This is a genomic window from Pontibacter indicus (assembly GCF_900156345.1).
Lineage (GTDB): Bacteria > Bacteroidota > Bacteroidia > Cytophagales > Hymenobacteraceae > Pontibacter > Pontibacter indicus.
This window is the reverse complement of sequence record NZ_FTPP01000002.1, coordinates 344749-367626: the sequence shown is the minus strand read 5'-3', so window position 1 is coordinate 367626 and position 22878 is coordinate 344749. Positions and strand designations below refer to the sequence as shown.

24 protein-coding genes are annotated in these 22878 nt (G+C 52.1%); 10 read left to right on the top strand and 14 right to left on the bottom strand.

From position 1 onward, the window contains the following. Positions 1-248: 248 nt before the first annotated feature. Positions 249-932, bottom strand: a complete 684-nt coding sequence (locus B0B12_RS10205; RefSeq protein WP_076668544.1) for a 3-hydroxyacyl-CoA dehydrogenase family protein — start codon at positions 930-932, stop codon at positions 249-251. Positions 933-981: 49 nt separating this feature from the next. Between B0B12_RS10205 and B0B12_RS10200 the strand changes: the two genes are divergently transcribed. The 4 genes from B0B12_RS10200 to B0B12_RS10185 all read left to right on the top strand — a co-directional run bounded on the left by B0B12_RS10200 (position 982) and on the right by B0B12_RS10185 (position 2863). Next, complete coding sequence (locus B0B12_RS10200; RefSeq protein WP_076668542.1) at positions 982-1362, top strand: RidA family protein; 381 nt, start codon at positions 982-984, stop codon at positions 1360-1362. A gap of 243 nt (positions 1363-1605) precedes the next feature. Next, complete coding sequence (locus tag B0B12_RS10195; protein WP_076670230.1) at positions 1606-1887, top strand: type II toxin-antitoxin system RelE/ParE family toxin; 282 nt, start codon at positions 1606-1608, stop codon at positions 1885-1887. Between the two features lie 11 nt (positions 1888-1898). After that, a complete protein-coding gene (locus B0B12_RS10190) occupies positions 1899-2198 on the top strand; it encodes a HigA family addiction module antitoxin (protein ID WP_076668540.1) in 300 nt (99 codons plus the stop codon). Between the two features lie 71 nt (positions 2199-2269). Continuing rightward, positions 2270-2863, top strand: a complete 594-nt coding sequence (locus B0B12_RS10185; RefSeq protein WP_076668538.1) for a hypothetical protein — start codon at positions 2270-2272, stop codon at positions 2861-2863. Between the two features lie 60 nt (positions 2864-2923). Here B0B12_RS10185 and B0B12_RS10180 read toward each other — a convergent pair whose 3' ends face one another. Continuing rightward, the gene (locus B0B12_RS10180) at positions 2924-3946 is read right to left on the bottom strand and encodes a YihY/virulence factor BrkB family protein (RefSeq protein ID WP_076668536.1); all 1023 of its coding nucleotides are present in this window, start codon (positions 3944-3946) and stop codon (positions 2924-2926) included. A 163-nt stretch (positions 3947-4109) separates the two neighbouring features. Here B0B12_RS10180 and gltX point away from each other — a divergent pair, with 163 nt between their 5' ends. The 4 genes from gltX (at position 4110) to B0B12_RS10160 (ending at position 7274) form a co-directional block, all read left to right on the top strand. After that, a complete protein-coding gene (gltX, locus tag B0B12_RS10175; protein WP_076668533.1) occupies positions 4110-5651 on the top strand; it encodes a glutamate--tRNA ligase in 1542 nt (513 codons plus the stop codon). A 132-nt stretch (positions 5652-5783) separates the two neighbouring features. Further along, positions 5784-6152: a hypothetical protein gene (locus B0B12_RS10170; RefSeq protein WP_076668531.1), complete on the top strand. Its 369-nt coding sequence runs from the start codon at positions 5784-5786 to the stop codon at positions 6150-6152. Positions 6153-6195: 43 nt separating this feature from the next. Then, entirely contained in the window at positions 6196-6963 is a 768-nt protein-coding gene (locus B0B12_RS10165; protein ID WP_076668529.1) for a TIGR00266 family protein, read from the top strand. 107 nt (positions 6964-7070) lie between these two features. Beyond that, positions 7071-7274: a hypothetical protein gene (locus B0B12_RS10160; protein WP_076668526.1), complete on the top strand. Its 204-nt coding sequence runs from the start codon at positions 7071-7073 to the stop codon at positions 7272-7274. Positions 7275-7437: 163 nt separating this feature from the next. On the opposite strand, the gene B0B12_RS10155 is transcribed toward B0B12_RS10160, so the two are convergent. From B0B12_RS10155 to lptB, 4 genes are all read right to left on the bottom strand, one after another. After that, positions 7438-7950, bottom strand: a complete 513-nt coding sequence (locus B0B12_RS10155) for a hypothetical protein (protein ID WP_076668523.1) — start codon at positions 7948-7950, stop codon at positions 7438-7440. A gap of 141 nt (positions 7951-8091) precedes the next feature. Beyond that, the gene (locus tag B0B12_RS10150) at positions 8092-9609 is read right to left on the bottom strand and encodes a GH3 auxin-responsive promoter family protein (RefSeq protein ID WP_076668520.1); all 1518 of its coding nucleotides are present in this window, start codon (positions 9607-9609) and stop codon (positions 8092-8094) included. Positions 9610-9670: 61 nt separating this feature from the next. Continuing rightward, positions 9671-10051, bottom strand: a complete 381-nt coding sequence (locus B0B12_RS10145; RefSeq protein WP_076668517.1) for a four helix bundle protein — start codon at positions 10049-10051, stop codon at positions 9671-9673. A gap of 45 nt (positions 10052-10096) precedes the next feature. Beyond that, the gene (lptB, locus tag B0B12_RS10140) at positions 10097-10828 is read right to left on the bottom strand and encodes an LPS export ABC transporter ATP-binding protein (RefSeq protein ID WP_076668514.1); all 732 of its coding nucleotides are present in this window, start codon (positions 10826-10828) and stop codon (positions 10097-10099) included. Between the two features lie 355 nt (positions 10829-11183). On the opposite strand from lptB, the gene B0B12_RS10135 reads away from it, so the two are divergent. Further along, a complete protein-coding gene (locus B0B12_RS10135) occupies positions 11184-11891 on the top strand; it encodes a glycoside hydrolase family 25 protein (protein ID WP_244554673.1) in 708 nt (235 codons plus the stop codon). A gap of 87 nt (positions 11892-11978) precedes the next feature. Next, positions 11979-12263, top strand: coding sequence for a hypothetical protein (locus tag B0B12_RS10130; RefSeq protein WP_076668509.1), 285 nt, complete (start codon positions 11979-11981; stop codon positions 12261-12263). A 50-nt stretch (positions 12264-12313) separates the two neighbouring features. Here B0B12_RS10130 and recJ read toward each other — a convergent pair whose 3' ends face one another. The 8 genes from recJ to B0B12_RS10095 all read right to left on the bottom strand — a co-directional run bounded on the left by recJ (position 12314) and on the right by B0B12_RS10095 (position 22875). Continuing rightward, positions 12314-14029, bottom strand: a complete 1716-nt coding sequence (recJ, locus tag B0B12_RS10125; protein WP_076670227.1) for a single-stranded-DNA-specific exonuclease RecJ — start codon at positions 14027-14029, stop codon at positions 12314-12316. 561 nt (positions 14030-14590) lie between these two features. Beyond that, the gene (locus tag B0B12_RS10120; protein WP_244554672.1) at positions 14591-16426 is read right to left on the bottom strand and encodes a tetratricopeptide repeat protein; all 1836 of its coding nucleotides are present in this window, start codon (positions 16424-16426) and stop codon (positions 14591-14593) included. Between the two features lie 141 nt (positions 16427-16567). Continuing rightward, positions 16568-18673 (bottom strand): peptidylprolyl isomerase, encoded by a 2106-nt coding sequence (locus B0B12_RS10115; protein ID WP_076668506.1) that lies wholly within the window; start codon positions 18671-18673, stop codon positions 16568-16570. A gap of 74 nt (positions 18674-18747) precedes the next feature. Continuing rightward, positions 18748-20046, bottom strand: a complete 1299-nt coding sequence (locus tag B0B12_RS10110) for a hemolysin family protein (protein ID WP_076668503.1) — start codon at positions 20044-20046, stop codon at positions 18748-18750. A gap of 13 nt (positions 20047-20059) precedes the next feature. Then, positions 20060-20233 (bottom strand): hypothetical protein, encoded by a 174-nt coding sequence (locus B0B12_RS20310; RefSeq protein ID WP_170871846.1) that lies wholly within the window; start codon positions 20231-20233, stop codon positions 20060-20062. Beyond that, entirely contained in the window at positions 20233-20769 is a 537-nt protein-coding gene (lptC, locus tag B0B12_RS10105; RefSeq protein WP_076668500.1) for an LPS export ABC transporter periplasmic protein LptC, read from the bottom strand. Before lptC ends, B0B12_RS20310 begins: the two co-directional genes overlap by 1 nt. 95 nt (positions 20770-20864) lie before the next feature. After that, positions 20865-22160 carry a BamG family beta-barrel-assembly machinery protein gene (gene bamG, locus B0B12_RS10100; protein ID WP_076668497.1) on the bottom strand — a complete coding sequence of 432 codons (1296 nt, stop codon included), beginning with the start codon at positions 22158-22160 and terminating at the stop codon, positions 20865-20867. Next, positions 22153-22875 (bottom strand): type III pantothenate kinase, encoded by a 723-nt coding sequence (locus tag B0B12_RS10095; protein ID WP_076668494.1) that lies wholly within the window; start codon positions 22873-22875, stop codon positions 22153-22155. Before B0B12_RS10095 ends, bamG begins: the two co-directional genes overlap by 8 nt. Between the last annotated feature and the right edge of the window lie 3 nt (positions 22876-22878).

Genomic DNA, 22878 nt, shown 5'->3' with positions numbered 1-22878 from the left:
GCATCGCGCTGTGTATCTTCCCTTTGCTCCTGCGTCGCAATGCCGCTGCGCGTCACCGGAAATCTACAAAGCGCTCCTTATCGAGGGCCCCTACCCCCACCCAAAGACTGGGAAGATTTTCGATAGCTCAAGCCTTTGCTATGCAACTTATACCTCGTCCTCCTTTGAAGGGGGTAGGGGGATGACCCGGCATCTGTGTAAATCCTGAGAATCCTTTAATCTTGGGAATCCTGGTTCAGACAATCCCTCTATACCGCAAACGTCTCCCCTCTCAAATACTTCGTCTTGAGCAGCGGGCAGATTTTGTAGCGTTCTTCTTTGGTGTCTTCGTACATCGCCTCCAGCACTTTATACACATTGGCTATACCTATGGCATTGGCCCACTCGAAGGGGCCATGCGGGTAATTGGTGCCGAGCTTCATGCCCAGGTCTATGTCCTGAATGGAGGCGGTGCCTTCCTGTAAGGTATAGCAGGCCTCGTTGATGATCATGCACAGGATGCGCGGCGTGGCCATACCTGCCCGATCCTCCACCACCTGGTACTCTGTGCCGAGCTGCTCGCATACCTGGTGCAGTTTTTCGGTGTCGCTTTGCTTGTACAGGCTCATTTCCAGCACTGGCCGGTTAAGCATGGTAGGCAGTCCGTTGAAGCCGAACAGCGTACAGGCGTTCTCTATACCTGACTCGCGTACCAGCGCGGCCAATTGTTTTGTTGCAGCCTGGCAAAATACGATCTGGCCAGGAGGATAGTCGCTGAGGCGCTCCGGCTCTTCGTGCAGCAGGAAGTCAAATACAATATCAGACGGCCTCAGCTGGTCATCGATGAGGTGGCGGCTGTGCAGAAAGGTATAGGTGTTGCCATTGCTCCCCTCGGGAAACTTCTGCCGGAACTCAGCGGCCATTTCATCGCCAGACAAAACAAGTATGTGCATATTTCTGTACTTTTGATGGGTAAAGATACACATTAAAACTAATCAGACTATGACGCACAGCATCATCAATTCCGCCAAAGCACCAGCCGCTATCGGGCCTTACAGCCAAGCGACATTTCATAACGGCATCTTATATGTTTCAGGACAAATTCCACTCGACCCACAAAGCGGTGAGTTGGTAAGCGGCACCATTGAAGAGGAGACGCACCAGGTTATGAAGAACCTGTTCGCCATTCTGCAAGAAGCTGGCATGGGCTTCGACAATGTGCTCAAATGCTCCATCTTCGTGAAAGACCTGGGTAACTTCGGCAAAATAAACGAGGTATACGGCAGCTACTTTACCGCCAACCCGCCTGCCCGTGAGACCGTGGAAGTGAGCCGCCTGCCAAAGGATGTGAATGTGGAGATTTCTTGTATCGCGGCTTTGTAGAAAAGCTTTGATTAGCAAATGCTATACCTCCAACACTGTCATTTGATGATAGGGTTGGAGGTTTTTTGTGCATATATAGTATGTTCGATAATCCGATTGCGGTTTTCTGTTAAAATCGACAAAAAACCGTAAGTTTATTCTGTTTAGCTACAAGTTAGGCTGTATTTCAAAGAATAAAAACATAAACCTTTTTAGTGTTAAACCTTATACTTACTTTTGGCGTTAGTAACGCATAAGGTAAGCATGATTGTATCATTCGGGTCAAAGGAAACAGAAAAAATCTGGAACGGAGAAAGAGTAGCGAAGTTGCCTATGGAAATTCAGACGGTCGGCAGGCGCAAACTTAGAATGCTTCACAACTCTCAAGATATTGCTGACCTTCGAATCCCTCCTTCCAACAGATTAGAGAAGTTAGCGGGAAACCTGAAAGAGTTTTATAGCATCAGGATAAACAGCCAATGGAGAATCATTTTTCAATGGAGTAACGGCCAAGCGTCAGAAGTAGAAATTATTGATTACCACTAAAGAAGAATTAAATGGAGCGGTTACCTAATATTCATCCAGGAGAAATATTGCAAGAAGAATTTCTTGTTCCTCTAAACATCACAGCCTACAGGCTTTCAAAGGACATTGGTATACCTCAAACGAGAGTGTCTGAAATTTTGAAAGGAAACAGGCGCATAACAGCAGACACAGCCTTACGATTAAGTTACTACTTTGGCAATTCCCCTAAGTTCTGGCTCGGGCTACAAGACGATTATGATTTGGAAGAAGAAATGATAAATAAGCAAAAAGAGCTGGAAACGATAAAGCGCTTTGAGAAAAACGCAGCCTAACCCAATGCAGCCTTAACCCTTGCTACGCTTCGGGCTTCGGCTGCACAAGCCGTTACCTGCAATTTCTAATTATGATGAAAGCCCTACTTATAGTTTTGATAGTTGCTTTTCAGCTAAATCTTGTGGTTGCGCAAAAAGCAAATATTGAATTAATAAAGAGCTTGATTGAAGCAAGGTATGGAGTAAGTTTGGATAAGGTAGACTTGTGCGACATCTACATCCTTGAAGGAATAGTGTATGATGAAAAAAGCATCAACGGCGCTTTAAAGAAGTATGAAAAGCAGCAGATTATTTTTACTGAGCTTGTTGACTTATCAAAGACAACATTCTTTAACCATGATTGCAAATATGTGACTGTTCTTAGTACGGGTAGCAATCAGGCCGAAGAAGAGAAGGAAAGGATTCTTTCTAAAGTCAGAGCTAACTTAAATGATAATCTTCCAAAGCTTGTCATACGTGACTATTTATGCCAAGATTGCATGCAGGTAGTTGTAGATGGTATGTCTGTAGGGGTGTACCAAGCAAGACAATTAGTTAATGATTTAAAGATGGAAGACATACAGAATATTGCAATGTATGACACTCCTAATCCTGAAGTTTATGGAAGGAATGCTAAGAATGGATTGGTTGAAATATACTTAAAGAATAAGAAAAAAAGCAGGTAACAAAGGGCATGGTTTAGGCTTCGGCTACGCCTCACTCACATCATGCACGAAACGTTCCCCTCAAATCCCCTCCCCCGCTGACTTCTCCTTCTCTTCCGACTCCGCTGCTTCCTTCGCTTCCTCCTCGCCATAAATGTCCTTCGTAAACTTGCCCGGCTCGGCGTTCACGGCGGTGTGGCCTACTTCTATCTCCTGCCGGATAAAGCGTACGGCATACTCGGCGGGGTAGATGTTAAAGCCATACTTGCGGGAGTAAACGAACGTGAACACCGCCCCGAAAAAGATGATCTGGGAGGTATAAAACACCCACAGCAAAATCACGATAACCGAGCCGGCTGCCCCGTAGATAGACGTGATGTTGCTCGTGCCCAGGTATAGCCCGATGATTTCGCGGCCGATGGCGAACAGCAGCGAGGTAACCAAGGCTCCTACCCAAACGTCGCGCCACTTGATCTTGGCATCGGGCAGGAAGCGGTAGATGCAGCCGAACATAAAGGTCATCAGCACAAAGCCCGACACCAGGTTCACACCCCGCATCACGTACACGATCCAGCCGGCCAGGCGAGCCTCCAGAAAATCGCCGATGGCAACCAGGATGGTGTTGGCCAGCAGCGACACGATCAGCAGAATGGCAATGGCCAGAATCATGGCAAAGGACAGGAAACGGTCGAGAATCAGCTTAACATAGCCGCGCTTGGGGGCAGGCCGCACGTACCATACCTCGTTGAGCGAGTCCTGCAGCGACACGAACACACCTGTAGCCGCAATGAAGAGCGTGACCACGATCACCACAGTGGCAAAGTTGAAGGAGGTAATCTCGTTGATGCTCTCGACCATGCGCTGCACCGCAAAAGCCGCCTCCGCCCCGATCGTCTCCCGAATCTGGTAGTATACCTCGCCCGACACAGCCTGTTCCCCGAAAAAATAGCCCGTCGCGTTGATGATGATCAGAAGAATGGGCGGCAACGCGAAAATGGTATAATAGGCCAGCGCCGCCCCTTTCTGGAAGGAGTTGTTTTCGATAAACTCAAGGGTCGTCTCCTTGAGCAGGCACCAAATATTTTTCAGCGTTTTGCGGGGCATGGAGCGGAACGGATACTATCCTAAAACTGATACGCAGATGAAAGGTTATGTTTATACCTGCGCCTCGTACAGGTATAGGTTATACCCCAAACCCTTACAGAAACGAAAATTTATTTTGTACCTTTGTGGCTTCATTTGCAATGCCTTTTTGAAATAACCATACATGGAAAGAGAAGTTAGAGTACGCTTTGCCCCAAGCCCGACAGGGCCTCTCCATATCGGCGGTGTCCGCACGGCCCTTTACAACTTTTTGCTGGCCCGTAAGACCGGCGGCAAGATGATTCTGCGCATCGAGGACACAGACCAGAACCGTTTTGTGCCAGGTGCCGAAGATTACATCCGTGAGTCGCTGGAGTGGTGCGGCATTGAGCTGGATGAAAGCCCATGGAACGGCGGCCCGTATGCGCCATACCGCCAGTCGGAGCGCAAGCCGATGTACATGCAGTATGCCATGCAGCTGATCGAGAGCGGCCATGCCTACTACGCTTTCGACACGGCTGAGGAGCTGGACGAAATGCGCGAGCGCCTGAAAGCCGCCAAAGTAGCCACGCCGCAGTACAACGCCATCACCCGCATGACGATGAAAAACTCGCTCACGCTGCCGGAGGATGAAGTGAAGAAGCGCCTCGAGAGCGGCGATCCGTACGTGATCCGCCTGAAAGTGCCCCGCAAGGAAGAGGTTCGTTTGAAAGACCTGATCCGCGGTTGGGTAATGGTACACTCTTCTGCCATTGATGATAAAGTACTGATGAAGTCGGACGGCATGCCGACCTACCACCTGGCCAACATCGTGGACGACCACCTGATGAAGATCACGCACGTGATCCGAGGCGAGGAATGGTTGCCATCTGCTCCGCTGCACGTGCTGCTATACCGCTACCTGGGTTGGGAAGACACCATGCCGGAGTTCGCGCACCTGCCGCTGCTGCTCAAGCCAGACGGCAATGGTAAACTGAGCAAGCGCGACGGCGACAAGCTGGGCTTCCCGGTATTCCCGCTGCGTTGGGTAGACCCTTTCACCAGCGAAGTTTCTTCTGGTTACCGTGAGAGCGGCTACATGCCGGAGGCCTTCATCAACTTCCTGGCCTTCCTGGGCTGGAACCCAGGCACACAGCAGGAGATCTTCTCGATGGAGGAGCTGGCAAATGAATTCACGATCGAGCGCATCGGCAAGTCCGGCACCCGTTTCGATATACAGAAAGCCCGTTGGTTCAACGAGCAGTACCTGCGCGCCAAGCCGGACGCCGAGCTGGCAGGCTACCTGCTCAAGGCGCTGGAAGAACACAACATCTCCTGCTCGCCTGAGAAAGCCGAGAAAATCGCCGGCCTGATGAAGGAGCGCGTGAGCTTCCCGCAGGAGTTCTGGCGCGAGGCAGCTTACTTCTTCGTGGCACCTACCGAGTACAGCGAGAAAGTAGCCTCCAAAAAGTGGAACAGCCAGGCGGTAGCCGTGTTCTCTGACTTCCGCAACGAGCTTTCTACCCTCAGCGATTTCAATGCTGACACGGTGAAAGACCTGCTGGTAAGTATCCTAGAGCGCCATGGCATGAAGATCGGCCAGGTGATGCAGGCGCTTCGTCTGGCAGTGACCGGTGCCGAGGCGGGTCCTGACCTGATGCAGATCATCGAGGTGATCGGCCGTGAGGAAACCGCCAACCGCATCGATGCTGCCATCAGTGCCCTGAGCCAATACGCAACAGCTTAGGCTATACCTTATACCTGCACAAGGGCGGCTATTCCGAGAGGGGTAGCCGCCTTTTTTATACCTGCCCGCTATACCTGTCTGAAACTATTTGGCCGTTTCGCCTTATACTTCAGAAAGCAACAGACCCAAGGTATGGCTAAGGATAAAAAAGAAAATAAGAACTCGAAGAAGAAAACCCGCGTGCACAAAGACCTCGAGGGTTTCGAAATTAAGGTGAACAAGCAGGGTGAAATCATCTCCAACTACTCCATCGACCAGATCAACGAGTTTCTCAACAAGAATGTGGAGGATAAAAAGCTGGTGAAGCGCGACGCCGCCGAGCGGGCCAAGCGCGAAGAAGAGGAGTTTCACATTGAGGAGGGCGAAGAAGTAGAGGAAACCGATGAGGACTTTGTGAAAGGCACCAGCTCCGTATCGGATGACGAGGACGACAAGGACCTGCCAAAAGCACGCCGAAAAAAAGGCCGTGCGGAAGAGGACGAGGATGATGAAGAAGACTAGATAATTGCTATCTTGTCTGTCTGAACACTAAGTCCTAAAAACTATGAGAAACGCACACGAAATCGACTTCCGCATTTTCGGCAACGACATACAGGTACTCGAGATCGAGCTTGACCCCAACGAAACCGTGATAGCTGAGGCTGGCGCCATGGTCTATATGGAAGAGGGCATCGACTTCCAGACTAAAATGGGCGACGGCTCCAATCCGAGCCAGGGCTTCCTGGGCAAACTGGTGTCCATGGGCAGCCGCCTGATTACGGGCGAGTCGCTGTTTATGACGCATTTTACGCACCGTGGCCACGGCAAGAGCCGGGTCGCTTTTTCGGCCCCATACCCCGGCACCATCCTGCCCATCGACCTGCAGCAGCTGGCTGGCAACACACTCATTGCGCAACGCGACGCCTTTCTGGCCGCAGCGCTGGGCACCAAACTGGCCATGCACTTCAACCAGAAGCTGGGCTCCGGCCTGTTCGGTGGCGAGGGCTTTATCCTCCAGAAGCTTACCGGCGACGGACTGGCCTTCTTGCACGCGGGCGGCACCATTGTAGAGAAAGAGCTCAACAACGAAACCCTGCGCGTGGACACCGGCTGCGTAGTGGCCTTTGAACTAGGTATAGATTTCAGCATTCAGCAGGCCGGCGGACTCAAGTCGATGATCTTCGGCGGCGAAGGCCTATTCCTGGCTACCCTGCGCGGCACTGGTAGGGTATGGCTACAGTCCATGCCAGTGAAGAAGTTGATCCAAGCCCTGATGCCACACGGCGAGAACGCCAAGAAGGAAGGCGGCTTTATGAGTAGCTTTTTGGAATAATGAGTAATTATTAATGAGTATTTTGGCTAAACCTTATGTATAGGGACCTTTTAATTTCTCATTCATCTGAGTTTCGACCACAGTACTTTTAGGCAAAAACATACAAAATGACTTTAGAAATCAAGCATACCTGGAACGCCATTAACAAGGTGCTGACTATCATCAACCTGTCCTTATTAATGGTGCTTACCGGCCAAGGTTTCAACTATGAAGAAGTGAAAGGCAAAGCGGTACCGGTATACCTGAATGTGGCGCTCCTGTTGGTGCTGGGGTTTGTGGTGTCTGTAACGATTTACGGCTTGCTTAGTTAGTCGCTATACCTAAGGTATAGCTCAATACAAAAACGCCCGGCAGGTATAAACTGCCGGGCGTTTTTTAATGTCATTTCGAACGTTAATGAGAAATCTGAGATAGTAGCCGTTACTCAATCCAGATTTCTCGCTACTGCTCGAAATGAAACGTTAACCCATCGCCTTATTTTACGACCTCCACATACCTCGGACCTGTCCCTTCCCATACCAGTTCATTGTTATACCACACCTTGGTGACAGCAGCAGACTGGTTGCCTTTACCCCATCTTTTGATGGCGCAGGATATGGTGTCGGTATCTGTTTCACTGAGCCTGATGTAGGTCTGGGTCCGCATGTTCTCCTCGTGAAGACTTGGGAAAAGCCGCATGATGTGTTGGGTTCCTGCTTGAAAGACGAAGAAATGTTTAGGATAATCTAAGCTACCATCCAGTGTTAGTTTTCTCTCCCCGTTAACTAAGTAATACAGCTCTATTTCTTCCTGAGAAAAGGCATTAGGCGTCGCTGGGTCCAATAAATTATGTCCAATCGCATCTGTGAACCTCAACTCTATGGCCGTATTGATGATCACATCTCCCTCCTCCTTTTCGCAAGCGGTTGCTGCCATACCTAGTGCTGCGAGCAACATTACCATGATCATCCTCCGGCACTGACTAAACACCATGCTTTCCATTTTCATATGCTTGTCAATTAAGTAATTAGGGAGCTATACCTTAAATATCAGGAAAAAGCAGGTGTATAAAAAATTATAGTCTTGTTTGATTTCTAAAGGCCATAAAAAAAGCCCCTGCAGGTATAGCTGCAGGGGCTCTTGGTTATCTTAACTTTCAACCAGATTCAGGATCTCCTCCAGATACTCGCGGGTGTTGCTTAGTCTCGGCACTTTATGCTGGCCGCCGAGCTTGCCTTTCTTGCTGAGCCAGTTCATGAAGGTGCCTTTGGGGGCAGCGTGCACGATGGGCTCCTGCAGGGCGATGTCTTTCTGGCGTTTGGCGTCGTAGTCGGAGTTGATCTCGCGCAGGGTTTCGTCGAGCACCTTGGTAAAGGTCTGCAGACTGTCGGGTTCTTTCTCAAACTCAATTAGCCATTCGTGCCCGCCACGCTTACCGCTCTCCATGTACACAGGTGCGGCCGTGAAGTTCGAAATAATGGCGCCAGTCGCTTCGCAGGCCTTCGTAATAGCCACCTCGGCGTTCTCCACGATCACCTCTTCGCCAAAGGCGTTGATGAAGTGCTTCGTGCGGCCCGATATCTTGATGCGGTAAGGGCTCAGGTTGGTAAAGCGCACCGTGTCGCCGATCTTATAGCGCCACAAACCGGCGTTGGTCGAGATCACGATCGCGTAATTTTTGCCTAACTCCACCTGGTCGAGCGTGAGCGTTTTAGGGTTTTCCTCGTCAAACTGGTCCATCGGGATGAACTCGTAGTACACGCCGTAGTCCAGCATGAGCAGCATTTCGTCCTCGGTGTCGCGCTGGTCCTGTATGCCAAAGAAGCCCTCGGAGGCGTTGTATACCTCCAGGTAGTGCATTTGGGCAGAGGGGATGATCTCTTTGAACAGCTGCCGGTACGGCCCGAAAGCCACCGCCCCGTGCGTGAAGAGCTCCAGGTTCGGCCATACCTCCAGGATGTTCTTCTTGCCTGTCACCTCCAGTATGCGTTTCAGCAGCACATAGGTCCAGGTAGGCACACCGCTCAGGCTGGTCACGTTTTCGGGCACGGTCACCTCCACCATCTTCTCGATCTTCTCCTCCCACTTGTCCATGAGAGCGACTTTAAGCGGGGGCGTGCGCATGGCCTCGGCCCAGATGGGCAGGTTCTGCATGATCACCGCCGACACGTCGCCGCATGAGGTCTTGGCATTGAACTCGTTGGGGTGGTGGCTGCCCCCAATGGAGAGGCCCTTTCCCGTGAAAAGCTTGGTATTGGGGTAGTTGTTGACGTAGAGCGAGAGCATGTCTTTGCCGCCCTTGTAGTGGCAGTCTTCCAGCGACTCTGGGCTGACAGGTATGTACTTGCTGCGGGCGTTGGTCGTGCCCGACGATTTGGCAAACCACTCGATCTTGCTCGGCCACAGCACGTTCTGCTCCCCCTTCATCACCCGCTCGATGTAGGGATACAGATCCTCGTACGCGGCAATCGGCACCCGCTCCTGAAACGTCTTCACCGATTTCGTATCGCCGAAGCCATACTTCTTACCGAACTCCGTGCCCTTTGCCTTGCTGATCAGGTCCTGAAACAGCTCGTTCTGCACTTCATGCGGGTATTTCCGAAACAGATCAATGTCATGAATCCGCTTCTTCATCACCCACGTCACGATAGAGTTGATTATTTCCAACGTTTGATGGCTAAATTGTTAATTGCTGATTGTTGATTGCTGACTGTTGATTGTTTTTAGGCTAATCCTTGAGATTATCGTTCGTCAGCTTTATCAAACCATTTATCAATTTGGGTAATTTCTGCAACACTCCAAATACTTGCTCATATTCTTCCTCGCTCAACAATTTACGAACACGGCTTTTCGCTGTCCAGTCATGGCACTCATAAACGGAACCCCTCGCGTAGCGGTAGAATTTTATTTTATCTTTTTTGTGATATCGACCAAAGCCCTCCGCAAGGTTAGCAGAAATACTATCGACAGCTGTGGTAAACTGTATGCCAACGGTATTCTTGGCGAAATGGCTCCATAAGTCTACTCTTGACCATACATAGTTGCTCAGGTTATAAGCCACCTTATATGGCTCAATGTCATTCAACTGATGATGCTTTTTCTCGTCCATGGTTTCACTCTACGAGAAAAACAATCAACAATTAACAATCAGCAATTAAATCTTCCTCTTCAACTCAAAGTGCTTGCCCAGGTATACCCTGCGCACTTGTTCGTCGGCGGCAAGCTCTTCGGCGGTGCCTGATTTCAGGATCTTGCCCTCGAAGAGCAGGTAGGCGCGGTCGGTGATGGAAAGGGTTTCGTTTACGTTGTGGTCAGTGATCAGGATGCCGATGTTTTTGCTCTTGAGTTTGGCCACGATGCTCTGGATCTCCTCCACTGCAATCGGGTCTACACCGGCGAAGGGCTCGTCGAGCAGCACGAATTTGGGGTCTACGGCCAGGGCGCGGGCAATCTCGGTGCGGCGGCGCTCACCACCCGACAACACGATGCCTTTGTTTTTGCGCACGTGCGTGAGCGAGAATTCTTCCAGCAGTTCCTCCACTTTCTCAAGCTGCTCCTTCTTGGGGCGGTTGGTCATTTCGAGCGGGGCCAGGATGTTCTCCTCCACCGTCAACTGCCGGAACACGGAGGCCTCCTGCGCCAGGTAGCCCACGCCGCGTTTGGCGCGCTGGTACATGGGCAGGTCGGTGATGTCTTCCTTGTCAAGGAAAATCCGGCCCTCGTTTGGTTTCACCAGTCCCACGATCATGTAGAACGAAGTGGTTTTGCCGGCACCGTTCGGCCCCAGCAAACCCACAATCTCGCCCTGGTTCACTTCCACGCTCACGTCGTTCACGACCATGCGTGACTTATATTTTTTATATAGATGTTCGGCTCTTAATATCATCGGGCTAATTTACGCATTCTAGTTCCGTCCTGCAATGCAGGAATCCTGCCAAGTTTATACCTGCCTGAAACAAGTATAACAGCAGATGCACTTTTCTCTATATTCAGAAAGTCTAATTTTATAAATGAAATTATTCCGGGTACACTGTTGTTAGTCTCGCGTCTTCTTATTAGTTTGGAATTCCGATTAACCAGCCTTTATGATGTTTGCTTTACTTTGCCTGGTCGCTCACAAGGTGACCTACTCCACTTTATTGCTCTCTTTAATGTTTGCTGGGCTTCCTTCCGGAAACTCAGATAATGCAAAAAGGAACAGTACCGCTGCCAAAAGCACGAGTGCTAGCACCAAGACGACGATGATCACTTCTTCAAGTCTGAAAGGTATAGACGTATCGAAGTGGCAGAAAGAGGTGGACTGGGACCAGGTGCGGGACGCTGACGTGACGTTTGCGTTCGTAAAGGCAACACAGGACGACTACAGGCTGGACCCCTACTTTGCCCGCAACTGGGCCGAGACCAAGCGCGTGGGCATCAAGCGGGGCGCCTATCACTTTTTTATACCTGCCGCCCCGGTGCAGGGCCAGATCGAAATGTTCATTAACACCGTGGAGCTGGAGGAAGGCGACCTGCCGCCCGTGCTGGACGTGGAAGTGATCGAGAAGCATACCTCCCCTGCCGACATGCGCAAGAACATGCGTATCTGGTTGGAGGCCGTCACAGCGCACTATGGCGTAAAGCCCATCATCTACACCAATCAGAACTTCTACCGCCGCTGGCTGCAGGGGCACTTCAAGGACTATCATTTCTGGATCGCCCGCTACAACACCATCGAGCCCGACATTCACCACGAAGACAAGTGGCTCTTCTGGCAGTACACCGACACAGGCAGGTTAGCCGGCGTGAATGCGGCCATCGACCTGAACTTCTTCGTGGGCGACCTCAACAGCCTGAACCTAATGTGCGTGCCGCCAAAGCTTATATCTTATCCGGAGAAACTGATTTTGGCTGAACTGGAGCAGCTGCCCGCCGTGAAGCTCCTGGCCAACAACATCGAACAGCTATAACATAGCATACCCTCAACGAATCGGGCCCCGCAGACAACTGCAGGGCCCGATTCGTTTATTTTTGCCGCTTGTGCGTAATGCAGGTATATGAAAATGGGATTCGCTTCTGTGTTGATCGGTATGGCTGGGCTTGTCGTGATTACCTATTTCTACCTGTTGGCAGAAGAAAGCCTGGCGGTGCTCGGTGAGGTGCAGCAAGAGACCTTTTCTTATCCCATGAGCCTCCCGCTGCGGATTTTCCTCTTTACACTGGAAACGCTAGGCGTGCTGCTGGGTTATCTGGCCTACAGAAACCGCTCTCTAAAACTCGGCCTATCAGGTATAGGTTTGTGCGCGCTTTGTCTTATCCTGCTGTATGGGTATTCTTTTTAGTATGAAGTCCTCATGCTATACCTTAGGGGAAAAGCGAGAAACCCTTTTTACTACTTCTGCATCCGGATGTCCTTGATGCGCAGCTGCAGCGTCACATTCCCCCTGAACTCGTTCTCTTCTATGGTATAGCAGACATCGAACGGTATACCTTTGGAGATGTGCCGGAAGAAGTCGCCGAAGCCGAAGCCAATCGCGTCGATGTCGTAGAAGCCGTCCTGCGTCAGGCGCAGCTTCAGGTGACTGTCGCCAACCACACGCACACTGCCGGTATCGTACACGCACTCCGACACGAACACGGGCTTCATGTTGCCTGGCCCGAAAGGCTCCATCTGCTTGATTATCTTGTAAAAGTTCTGGGTGATCTGGTTGAGCCTGATTTTCGCGTCTACCTCTATCTGCGGGATTTTCTGGTCTTCGGTAATGGTACGGGCCACCACCTCTTCAAAACGCTGCCTGAAGGCCGGCACGTTCTCCACTGGGAGCGTCAGCCCTGCCGCGTACATGTGGCCCCCGAACTGGTCGAGCAGGTCGGAGCAGCTTTCGATGGCGTCGTGTACGTTGAAACCGTGCACCGAGCGAGCCGAACCGGATGCCTTGCCGTTTGACTGCGTCAGGATGATGGTAGGGCGGTAATAATGGTCGATGCAGCGAGAGGCCACGATGCCGATCACGCCTTTGTGCCAGCTTTCTTTGTAGAGCACCGTGGAGTTGGCGTTTCGCAAAAACTCGTCCTCGGCGATCATCTGCAGCGCCTCTTTGGTGATGTTGGAGTCCTTGTCGCGTCGCTCCTTGTTGGACTCGTTGATGATATCGGCCATCTCAAAGGCCTCTGCCTTCGTCTGGGCCAGCAGCATGCGCACAGAGCGCTTCGCATCGCCCATACGCCCTGCCGCGTTGATGCGGGGCGCAAAGCCGAACACCACACTCGTAATGTCCATCTCGCCGCTTATACCTGCCAGCTCTTTCAGTGCCGCCAATCCCGGTCGCAGCGGCCCCGGTCCGTTGATCAGTTGCAGGCCATAGTAAGCCAGGATTCGGTTCTCGCCCGTAATCGGCACGATGTCGGCAGCGATGCTCACCACCAGCAGATCGAGCAGCTTAAACGTTTCTTCTTGCGGGATGCCCTGCTGAATACAGAAAGCCTGCGCCAGCTTAAAGCCAACGCCACAACCCGAAAGCTCTTTGTAAGGGTATGGGCAATCGATCTGTTTCGGGTCCAGCACCGCCACTGCCTGCGGAATGTCCTCATCGGGCAGGTGGTGGTCGCAGATGATGAAGTCTATACCCAGCGACTTGGCGTAAGCTACCTTATCGGCCGATTTGATGCCGCAGTCGAGGCTGATGATGAGCGTAAAACCCTGCTCTTTGGCATAGTCTATACCTTGCGTGGAAACGCCGTAGCCTTCCTTGTACCTGTCCGGGATGTAGTACTCAAGTTGGCCGGGTTGGGCGAGCGTGTGAAGGAAGCTATACATGAGCGCCACCGAGGTGGTGCCATCCACGTCATAGTCGCCATAGACCAGAATGCGTTCGGAGCGGTGAAGCGCCTCCGCCAGCCGATCGACGGCGCGGTGCATGTCCTTCATCAGGAAAGGGTCGTGCAGGTCGAGCAGGTTGGGACGGAAAAAGGCCTTGGCCTCCTCGTAGGTGCAGATAGAGCGTTGGCACAGTACGTCGGCCAGCGTAGTGCTGATCCGGAGCGATTCGGCCAGATGATTGATCTTCTCCGGCGACACGCTTTCGTTGTATACCCACCTTTTCTCCATATGCTGCTTCACAAATAAACCCGGCTGCAAAGGTAGTCATTTTACGCCGGATTTGGCTTTGCCGCCGTTCATAACACTGCACCTTTGCGCTATTTTTTGTAATTTGCAGTTTTACAATTCACCAGATCATGAAACGAATCAAAGAAATTTACGAGCAGTATAAGAACTACTCGCTGGACCTGATCATGTATGGATTTTTCCTGCTTTTCATCCTCTTCCTGTTTATTTTCTTTGCATAGGATGTAGCCCAGAAAACAGCTTATACCTTTCGCAAGCACTTTTATAGCATGCTCCATTAAACGTACTTCGGGCGGATGAGAGTTTACTAGCCTGGGTAACACCAAAGCTGTCAACCTAAAGATTTGTTGTCATTTGGACCCGGGGGTAGGCGCCCTCTTTCTGGGAGAAATCTGAATTACTACTTAAGTTTTGAAATAATCCAGATCTCTCATTTCATTCGAGATGACAGTTAGATGAACCTTTGCTTAAGTTGACTGCATTGTGGGTTACACCCGATTAAACAGCTGGTGGTATCACATTTACGACTGAGCGCTATACCTGTCAGTTGACCACGGGCGCATCGCCACGCAAATTGCGGAAACGCTTGCGGGCCTCCGCCACAAAAATGCTGCCTTGGTGCTTCACCAAAAACTGGTTGTATAGCTCCTGTGCCTTCTGCGTGTCTTTCAGGTTCTCTTCGTAAATATAGGCCATCTTGTAAAGGGCATCATCACTCAGGATGTCTGCGGGCGCACTCACCACTTTTTCCAGACTGGCAATGGCTTTGTCGAACGCGCCCGTACGCTCGTAGATGCTGGCTTTCAGGAAGTAGATCTCGTCTGTCAGGCTGTGGCCCGGGAATTTCTGCAGCATGGCGTCCAACCGGTTTTGCGCCTCGTCCAGCTTGTTCTGGAAGATGAGCAGCTCAATGGCCGCATACTCCTCCATGGCCACGGTAGAAGTGTCCAAACCAGTGTTATCGGTAATGAGCAGGCTTAGGTCCATGGCGTCATTGGCAATCTCGCGGCTGGTGGCCAGTTTCAGGATGTCGAGGTGGGCCTGCGCCAGTTCAAAGTCGCCTTTGTAGTAGTTGAGGCGGGCGTTGCGCAGCTTAGCCTCGTGCCCGATCGGCGTCTCCTTATGCGACTTCTCTACCTGCGAGTACAGCAGGGTCGACTCCCAGGGCTCCCCTTTCAGCAGGTAAATGTCGCCCAGCGTGAGTTTGCTCTCGGCCACAAAGTCGGGCTTGGCCCGCGGCATCGCGATGGCCTCCTGCAACAGGGCGATGGCTTTGTCTTTTTCATCCAGATGAAAGGCGTACAGATTGGCCATGTGCTGCAGCACCTCCACGGTTTGCGCATTGCGCCCCACCTCCGCCAACAGCGCTTCGTAATCGGTTATCAGCGTCCTGATTTTGTCCAGGTCAACCGGGAAAGTGTTCTCTACCTGCTCCTCGCGTGCGTGTATGAGCCGCTGCCGGGCAATCAGGTAATAGGGTCCGTCCGGATATTCTTTGATGATGTATTCGTAGGCCTCAATGGCGCCCTGGTAGTCCTGGTTGCGGGCGCTGATGGCACCCAGTTCCATCACGCGGGTTCCGCCGCTGCGGGTGCGCTTGTCCACCGACCGGGCCTGCAGCAGGGCACTGTAAAAGTCGCGGCGCTGGATGTAGAGCCAGATCAGGAGCTCGTTGTAAGCCAGCAGGTCCGGATACTGCTGCACGCGGGTAATCAGTTCTTTTTCCAGCGCATCCATCACCTTCTCGTCCTGCATGCTGTTCTGGAGCATGTTCTGCACATAAATCAGCTCACTCTCATTTTCCTGCAACAGGTTGAGTGCCTCGCCAATCAGGTTCTCATGTTTCTGCCGGAAGGTATAGAGCGCGATTAGTGAGCGGTTGTGTTCGTAGGGGTTCTTGCTGAGCTCACGGCCGCGCAGGTAGGTTTTCTCGGCATAGTCGAACAGCTCGTGCTGCACAAACACACTGGCCGCCACGATTACTTCCTCCGGCTTTAGCTGGGCAATCAGTTTGTCGAAGTGCTTCTCTGCACCCGCTTTGTCGCCGGCCGCCTGGTAGACGGTGCCTAAGTCGATGTTGTAATTGATCTGCCCGGGGTAGCGCTTAATGGTGCGCTTCACCAGTTTCTCGGCGTCTTTGTGGTTGTTCTGGGCCAGCAGTGTTTTCAGGTAGTCAGGGTATACGACAGAGAACAGGCGCTCATCGTTGATCAGCTTGCTGTAGATGGCCTCCGCTTTCTGGTATTCGCCTTTGCTAAAGTACTCGCGTGCCAGCGCCAGCTCCTGATTTTGGGCCATGGCGCCAGGTATAGCCAGCAGGAACAGGGCTAGGACTAGTAACAGGTAGGTATAGCGGGTCTTCGCAGGTATAGGCATCATTTCTTACAACGTGTATCCGGGCTTTTTGATTTTAGGTTATACCTTAAAAATGAAGATAGTGAATAATTCTATTCCAGCCACCAAAAACAAAGGGCCGTTCCTCACTGGAACGGCCCTTTGCTTATACCTAGCGTGCAGGTCTTAGAAGAATCTTACGCGGTTGTCTTTAATGTCGGCTTTCTCTTTGATCGCCTCGAATGCGTTGGTCTCTACGCGCGAAGTGCGGGTGTTTACCAACTGTGCCTTCACACCAGACAGATCCTGTGCATCCGGTGCCTTTGTCAGGTTAACCAGCTCTGCTATCACCACGCCACCCTGTCCTTCGATCGGGGCGGTACGGCTGCCAGGCTTCAGGCCAAAGGCGCTGCCAATTGCCACAGGCTCCAGGCCCAGGCCAGGTATAGCACCAGAGGCAAGCGATACATCCGCAGCATCTCTAATGATGGCATCCGGACCGTAGTTGGCTGCGATCTGGTCAAGCGAACCTGTAGCGCCTTTCAGCTTCTCGATGATTTGCTGGGCCTTTACCTCGTTACGAACAGCAGCAGTCAGCTCTTCTTTCACGTCTTCTACCTTGGCGTAGCCCGCCTCACGCTTGCCAGTCAGGGTAGCGATTACGTACTGGTCGTTGATCTCGAACACAGGCGATACATCGCCAATTGATGTGTCTTTGGAGTAAGCCCAACGCACCAGTTCTCTGGCATTGCTCAGGTTGCCAACGAGCACGTTGTTTTTGCCTACGTTTGGCACTGATTCAATGGCAAGCGCTTCGTTCTTCTTCACGTTCTCTCTGAACTCCTCAGTCGACTGACTTGTGCCGGCCAACTCGTCAGCCAAGGCATAAGCCTGGTCGCGGGTGGCGTCGCTGGCATCCAGTGAGCGCTGCACGGCAGCCACTTTGTACGTGCGCTTCGACTTAGGAGCCGTTACTTTAATGATGTGGTAACCGTACTCTGTCTCCACTGGAGCAGGCAGAAGGCCTTCAGCAGTAGCGCCGAACACCGCTTTCTCAAAAGCTGGCACCATGCGGCCTTCTGTGAAGTAACCCAGGTCACCACCTACTGATGCAGTACCGTCAGAACCGTGCTGTGCCGCCATTGCCGCGAAATCAGCACCGTTTTTGATCTGCGTATGAATGTCTTTCGCTTTGGCAAGAGCCGCCTGCTTCGCTTCCGGTGAGTCGTTCTCCGGCTTGATCAGGATGTGGCTGGCGCGGGCTGTGTTCGTGCTACCGTCCTTGATGTCCATGATCTTGTACAAAGCATAGGTATCGCCATCGTTATAAGGGCCGTATACCTTGCCTTCTTCCAGCGGCGCGATTTTGTGCAGTTGCTCAGGCAGCTCTGCAGTGTGCAGGTAGGTGCCGTCGTAAGGCAGGTCGGAATGCGTGTTCACGAAAGCAGAGTCGTTGGTCGATGCCGCGAACTGCGTTGTCAGGTCTTTCAGCTCTTCCTGGAAGTAGTTCATGTCGTCGGTAGAGGCAGCAACCGGAATGGTCACAAACTCCAACGTACGGCCGTCTTCTACCTTGTATAGCTCTTTGTTGCGGTTATAGTAGTCTTTCAGCTGCGCGTCTGTTACGCTCACAGCAGAGTCAGCAATCGAGAAGTAAGGGATATAGAGCACCTTCATGTCGGCGATCGTGTTCTGCGCATCGAAGTGCTTCTTTGCTTCAGCCCCTGTTACGTACACCGACTTGGTCAGCAGGTTGCTATACTTGGTCTGGATACGATCGCTGAGGATGCTCTGCTCGAAGTTAACCCACATTGGGCGGCCACCTGTCTGGTCCAGGCTCTGCAGGTACTGAATTATCTGGTTGCGGTCAAACTCACCGGTCTGCGGATTGGTGAAGGCCTGACGAACCGATGGGTGGATGTTGTTACCCTGTACCATGTCGGCCAGTTCTTCTTCTGACACCTCAATGCCCAGGCGGTCGTACTCTTTCTGTAGGGCAATCTGGAAGATTAGCTGGTTCCAGGCTTGCTCACGCATCATGGCCATTTCGCTCTCGGTGGCGGCACGCTGCACCTGTCCTTCGTACTGAGCCTTGATCTGCTGGAACACCATGTCGAAACGCTGGTAGTCTATTTCCTCGCCGGCTATTTCGCCTACGGTCGTCGCATCGTTACCCAAAAGTCTGGAGTTTGGCCCTAATAGGTCGCCGCCTACTACAAATACGCCAAGTCCAATGGCGATAGCGCCAACAGCCCAACCCGACTTTTCTCTAATCTTGTTAATTAATGCCATGTGTTATACGAATGATAAAGGATGTGCAAAATAAGGTTAATCGTGCAAAAATTCAAAATTTTGTGCGTATCTGTTTAAAATACGCCATCTGCCTGTAAGTCTGGGTCTTTGAAGAGCTTCACGGCATTGATGCGGTTGTCATCCATCGACAGAATGGTAGCCGTGAAAGGCCGCAGCTCCACCACATCGCCTGCCTTCGGTATTTCGCCCAGCACCGAGAAGATCAGGCCACCCAGCGTCTCGTACTCGCCTTCGGGCAAGTTGAGTTCGTATTTGTCGTTGAGGTAGTCGATTTCGTGGCGGGCGCTCAGCAGGTATAGGTGCTTGGCCGGGAACACCTGCTCGAGCAGGCCATCGTAGTCGTATTCGTCCTGTATCTCTCCCACAATCTCCTCAATCACGTCCTCCACGGTCACAATGCCGGACGTTCCGCCAAACTCATCCACCACCACGGCCACGGTGCGGTGCTCGGTGCCGAAGCGCAAAAACAACTCGCTGGCCAGCATGCTTTCCGGCACCAGGCTTACCGGCGACAGTATCTCGCGGATGTGACGCGGCTGCTGGAACATGTCGAGCTGGTGGCAGTAGCCGATGATGTTGTCGATCGTGTCTTCGTATACCAATATCTTGGAGTGCCCGGATTTGATGAAGGTGTTACGCAGCAGCTCTACCGCATCGTTTACTTCTACCGCTTTTACCTCCGTCCGGGGCACCATGCATTCCTTCACGCGCACCTTCTTAAACTCCAGCGCATTATGAAATATCTCCTGGTCTACTTCCGGGGCTCCCTCCTCCACCGGATGGTATAGCCTGTTCTTAATGAAGGCGTGCAGGTCTGTTGCCCCAAACACCGGGTGCTCGTCCGAAAACTCGATCTTGAGTATCCGCTCCGCAATCCACTTGCTCAGTCTCATCAACAGGATGACCACAGGGTATAGCAGGTAGTACAGCACCAGCATAGGTATAGCCAGCACATCGAGCATGCGGTTGGGGTTGATGGCAAAGAGGCTGCGGGGAAGAAACTCGGCGGTGAGCAGCACAAAGACAGAAGCCACCAGCACCTGTAACACTAGCATAAGCGGCGCCAGTTGCAGTGCGCCCGGCAGCCAGGCCTGAAACAAGGTATAGAGGATGCCTGCTATCACGAAGCCGTACAGCACCAGCGAGAGAACATAGCCGATCAGGGTAGTGCCCAACAGGTGGGTAGGGTGCCGCAGCAGGTGGGTGAGGATGCGCCCGGAGAGGACGTTGTTTTTCTCGTCGAGCTCTATCTGCAATTTGTTCGCCGCCATAAAGGCGATCTCCATACCTGCGAAAAAAGCACAGGCCAGCAGCGCAAAAAGCAGTAACAGTATCTGGTCGGGGTCTATCATAAGATGCTACAGACTACTCGGTCTGTTTCTTCTTGCGGTAGTGGTACACGATGTAGAGCATAAAGCCGATCATGTAAATCCAGTAATTGCTGGCTATGTCGGATTCCGCAATGCTTCTGTGCACGCCTATCACCATGGCCACAAAGGCCAACGATAATAAAATGGTATTAACCAGTTTTTGGTTCATTATTCTTTCAGGCTGAATACGCCCGTTACTTTTTTGATTCTATAATTGCTAAAGTCCTGGTTGGCCTCCAGCCCGTGTCCCATCAGGATCTCCTCGGGGGTCGTTATCTTCACAAACTTGTCTGTGTAGATTTGGGCTTTGGCCTTGTTCCAGTAGAGCTCTTCGGTTTCGAGCTTTTCCTGCTTCTGCAGGTTGTGCACGATCACGTTGCCCCGCACCAGGTATAGGTCTTTGTTACGTTCCTGCTTGCCGTAGTTGGCACGCAGCGTCGAGGTCACCCTCTCCCCTTCTTCCAGAAACTCCACATCAATGCCGTCCGGGAAAACCACATCGCCATTTTCATAGTCCTCCTGCATCGGGGACTGCAGCCTCACCATCACTTTGGCAGAGTCGCTGTAGAGGGTCAGCACATTGGCTGTTTCCCGAAACGGTCCTTCGTATTTTTTCTCCTGGTCCGGGTCTCTCAGGTCTGTTCCGCAACTTGTCGCCAATAGGGCCAGCAAGGCGATCAGCACTGAAAAAATAGATCTCGGCATGCTTTTTATCCTTATCGAAAGTGAAGATACTAAAAATTAAAAAAGACCGTCGTCAGAACGGCCTGTTTTAATAATGCTTTTAAAGTCGAAATGGTTTACTCTATTCGGCGTTTTACAAACCAGCGGCTGTTGATTGTAACGCCCGCTCCGAACTGAAAGTAGTTCTCGGCGATCAGGCCCTGATCTGTTGTGCCTCTTTTGCCATAGCCCATCATGATGTTCAACTGAAAGGGAGGCTCAAAGTAATTTCCGCGTCCTATTGGCAGTGTTGCGCCACCCGTAACGGCCATATCCTTGATGTTTTCTCCGTTCACAATGTATGGGCTTTGGCCGTAGCGTAGGCCGCCCCGGTACGTAACGCGCTTAAAGTAGCTGTCGATGGCCGTTGGGTTAGGGGTGAACTCCGTACCGAAACCGATCTTGTAGCTTTTGCCCAATTCGTGCTCCCCATCCAGGTTGCGGTAGTCGGACCAGTCCTGCGTCATAAACTCTGTTGCAATGGTTAGGTTAGAGCCGTTGTCGTAGCTGATAGAGGCAGTCAGGCTTGGCGGCACATTTACCGATGACTCTACACTGTCGGGCAGCATAGGCACTCCCTTGAGGCCATCGCCCAGGTCGCGGCGCTCGTAGGCCGAGTTGCGTTTTGCGCCCAGGTCGGTGCCTAGTGCGTACACCGCCCCTGCGCTCATATAGGCCTTGTCGGCTATTTTCTTGCGGTAGTTGGCTCCTGCCCTGAACATGAAATCTGAATAGCGGGTGCGCTCCACGTAGGCTACGCGCTCCAGCGAGGCGTTGCTGATCGATGTGTCTGCCACGATGGAGGAAGACTCCTGCGAAATAGTGCCAAACAGGTATGAGGCGCTGGCACCTAGTGTCAGACCGTCCGCGATTCGGACGCCGTGCCCAAAGTAAAGCTCTGAAATGCCTCCTTCGCCTTTGTATTCGCTAATCACCACGGCTTCCTGCCTGTTCGGCAAAGAACCCACGTTTTTGATGTTATAGTCAACCGAGCTGTACGGGCGCAGGCTAAGGGCAGAGCTCCAGCGCTTGGTAATCGGCACGCCGAGGGTCAGGTAAGTCAGGTTGGCATCGCCGTCGCGCTGCGACTGGCTGGCATTTTTCAGGGTCTTATACCTACCTGTCACACCTACGTCGAACACCGTGATGCTGTTGTAGTAAAGGAGTGCCGGATTGGCCGTATTGGATTGAAAGCTGTTTCCGGTGCTTACGCCCACATCGCCCATACCTGCAGTGCGCAGATTGCCTAAGTTGGTGTTGAGTTCTCCCAGTCCGTAGCGGGAGTAAGGCGAGTTACCGATGCTTTGCGCCTGCACGCCCTGCGCCAGGCAGAGCACGGATGCGCAAAAGAGTAAACGGAGCGTTTTATACATTATGTCTCAATATTCTTTGAAGCCCAATCAGGACCAGTTCAGGAATTACAAAGATGGGGTGTTTTATGGTACTTTCAAAAAATCCTGCGTCTCCTCCGCAAAGTATAACCACCAGTTTATCTGTTTTTTGACGGTAGGCGCTGATAATTCCCTCTACCTCGGCCACCGTACCGCCCAGCACACCGCTCTCCAGCGACTCCTGCGTGGTCTGCCCGATCAAAGGAAAATTTTCGTGGATTCCTTGTACTAACGGGAGTCGGCCTGTAAAATTATGCAGGGCCTTGAATTTCATCCGGATGCCGGGTGCTATACCTCCGCCTTGGTAATGGCCGCGTGCGTCTATAAAGTCGTAGGTGATGGCCGTGCCGGCGTCAATCGTCAGGCAATTGCGCCCCGGGAAGAAATAATGGGCCGCCACAGCGGCTGCGATGCGGTCGGCACCCAGTGTTGCCGGCGTCTTGTAATCGTTGGAAACAGGCAGGGCTGTCTGCGCCGAAAGCTCAATGATGCTTCCGGACACTGACAGCCCTGCTTTTACCTGTTCTAATGCGCCGCCACTCACCGAGGCAATTATGGCATGGTCAAACGTCTGGGATGCTACCTCCTGCGGCAGCCCGTTCTGTTCTGTGAAATTGCCTTGCGAGACGAGGGCATCCTCTTCAAAGATGCCGAATTTGCCTCCTGTGTTGCCTAAGTCGAGAGCGATGCTGCGCATATG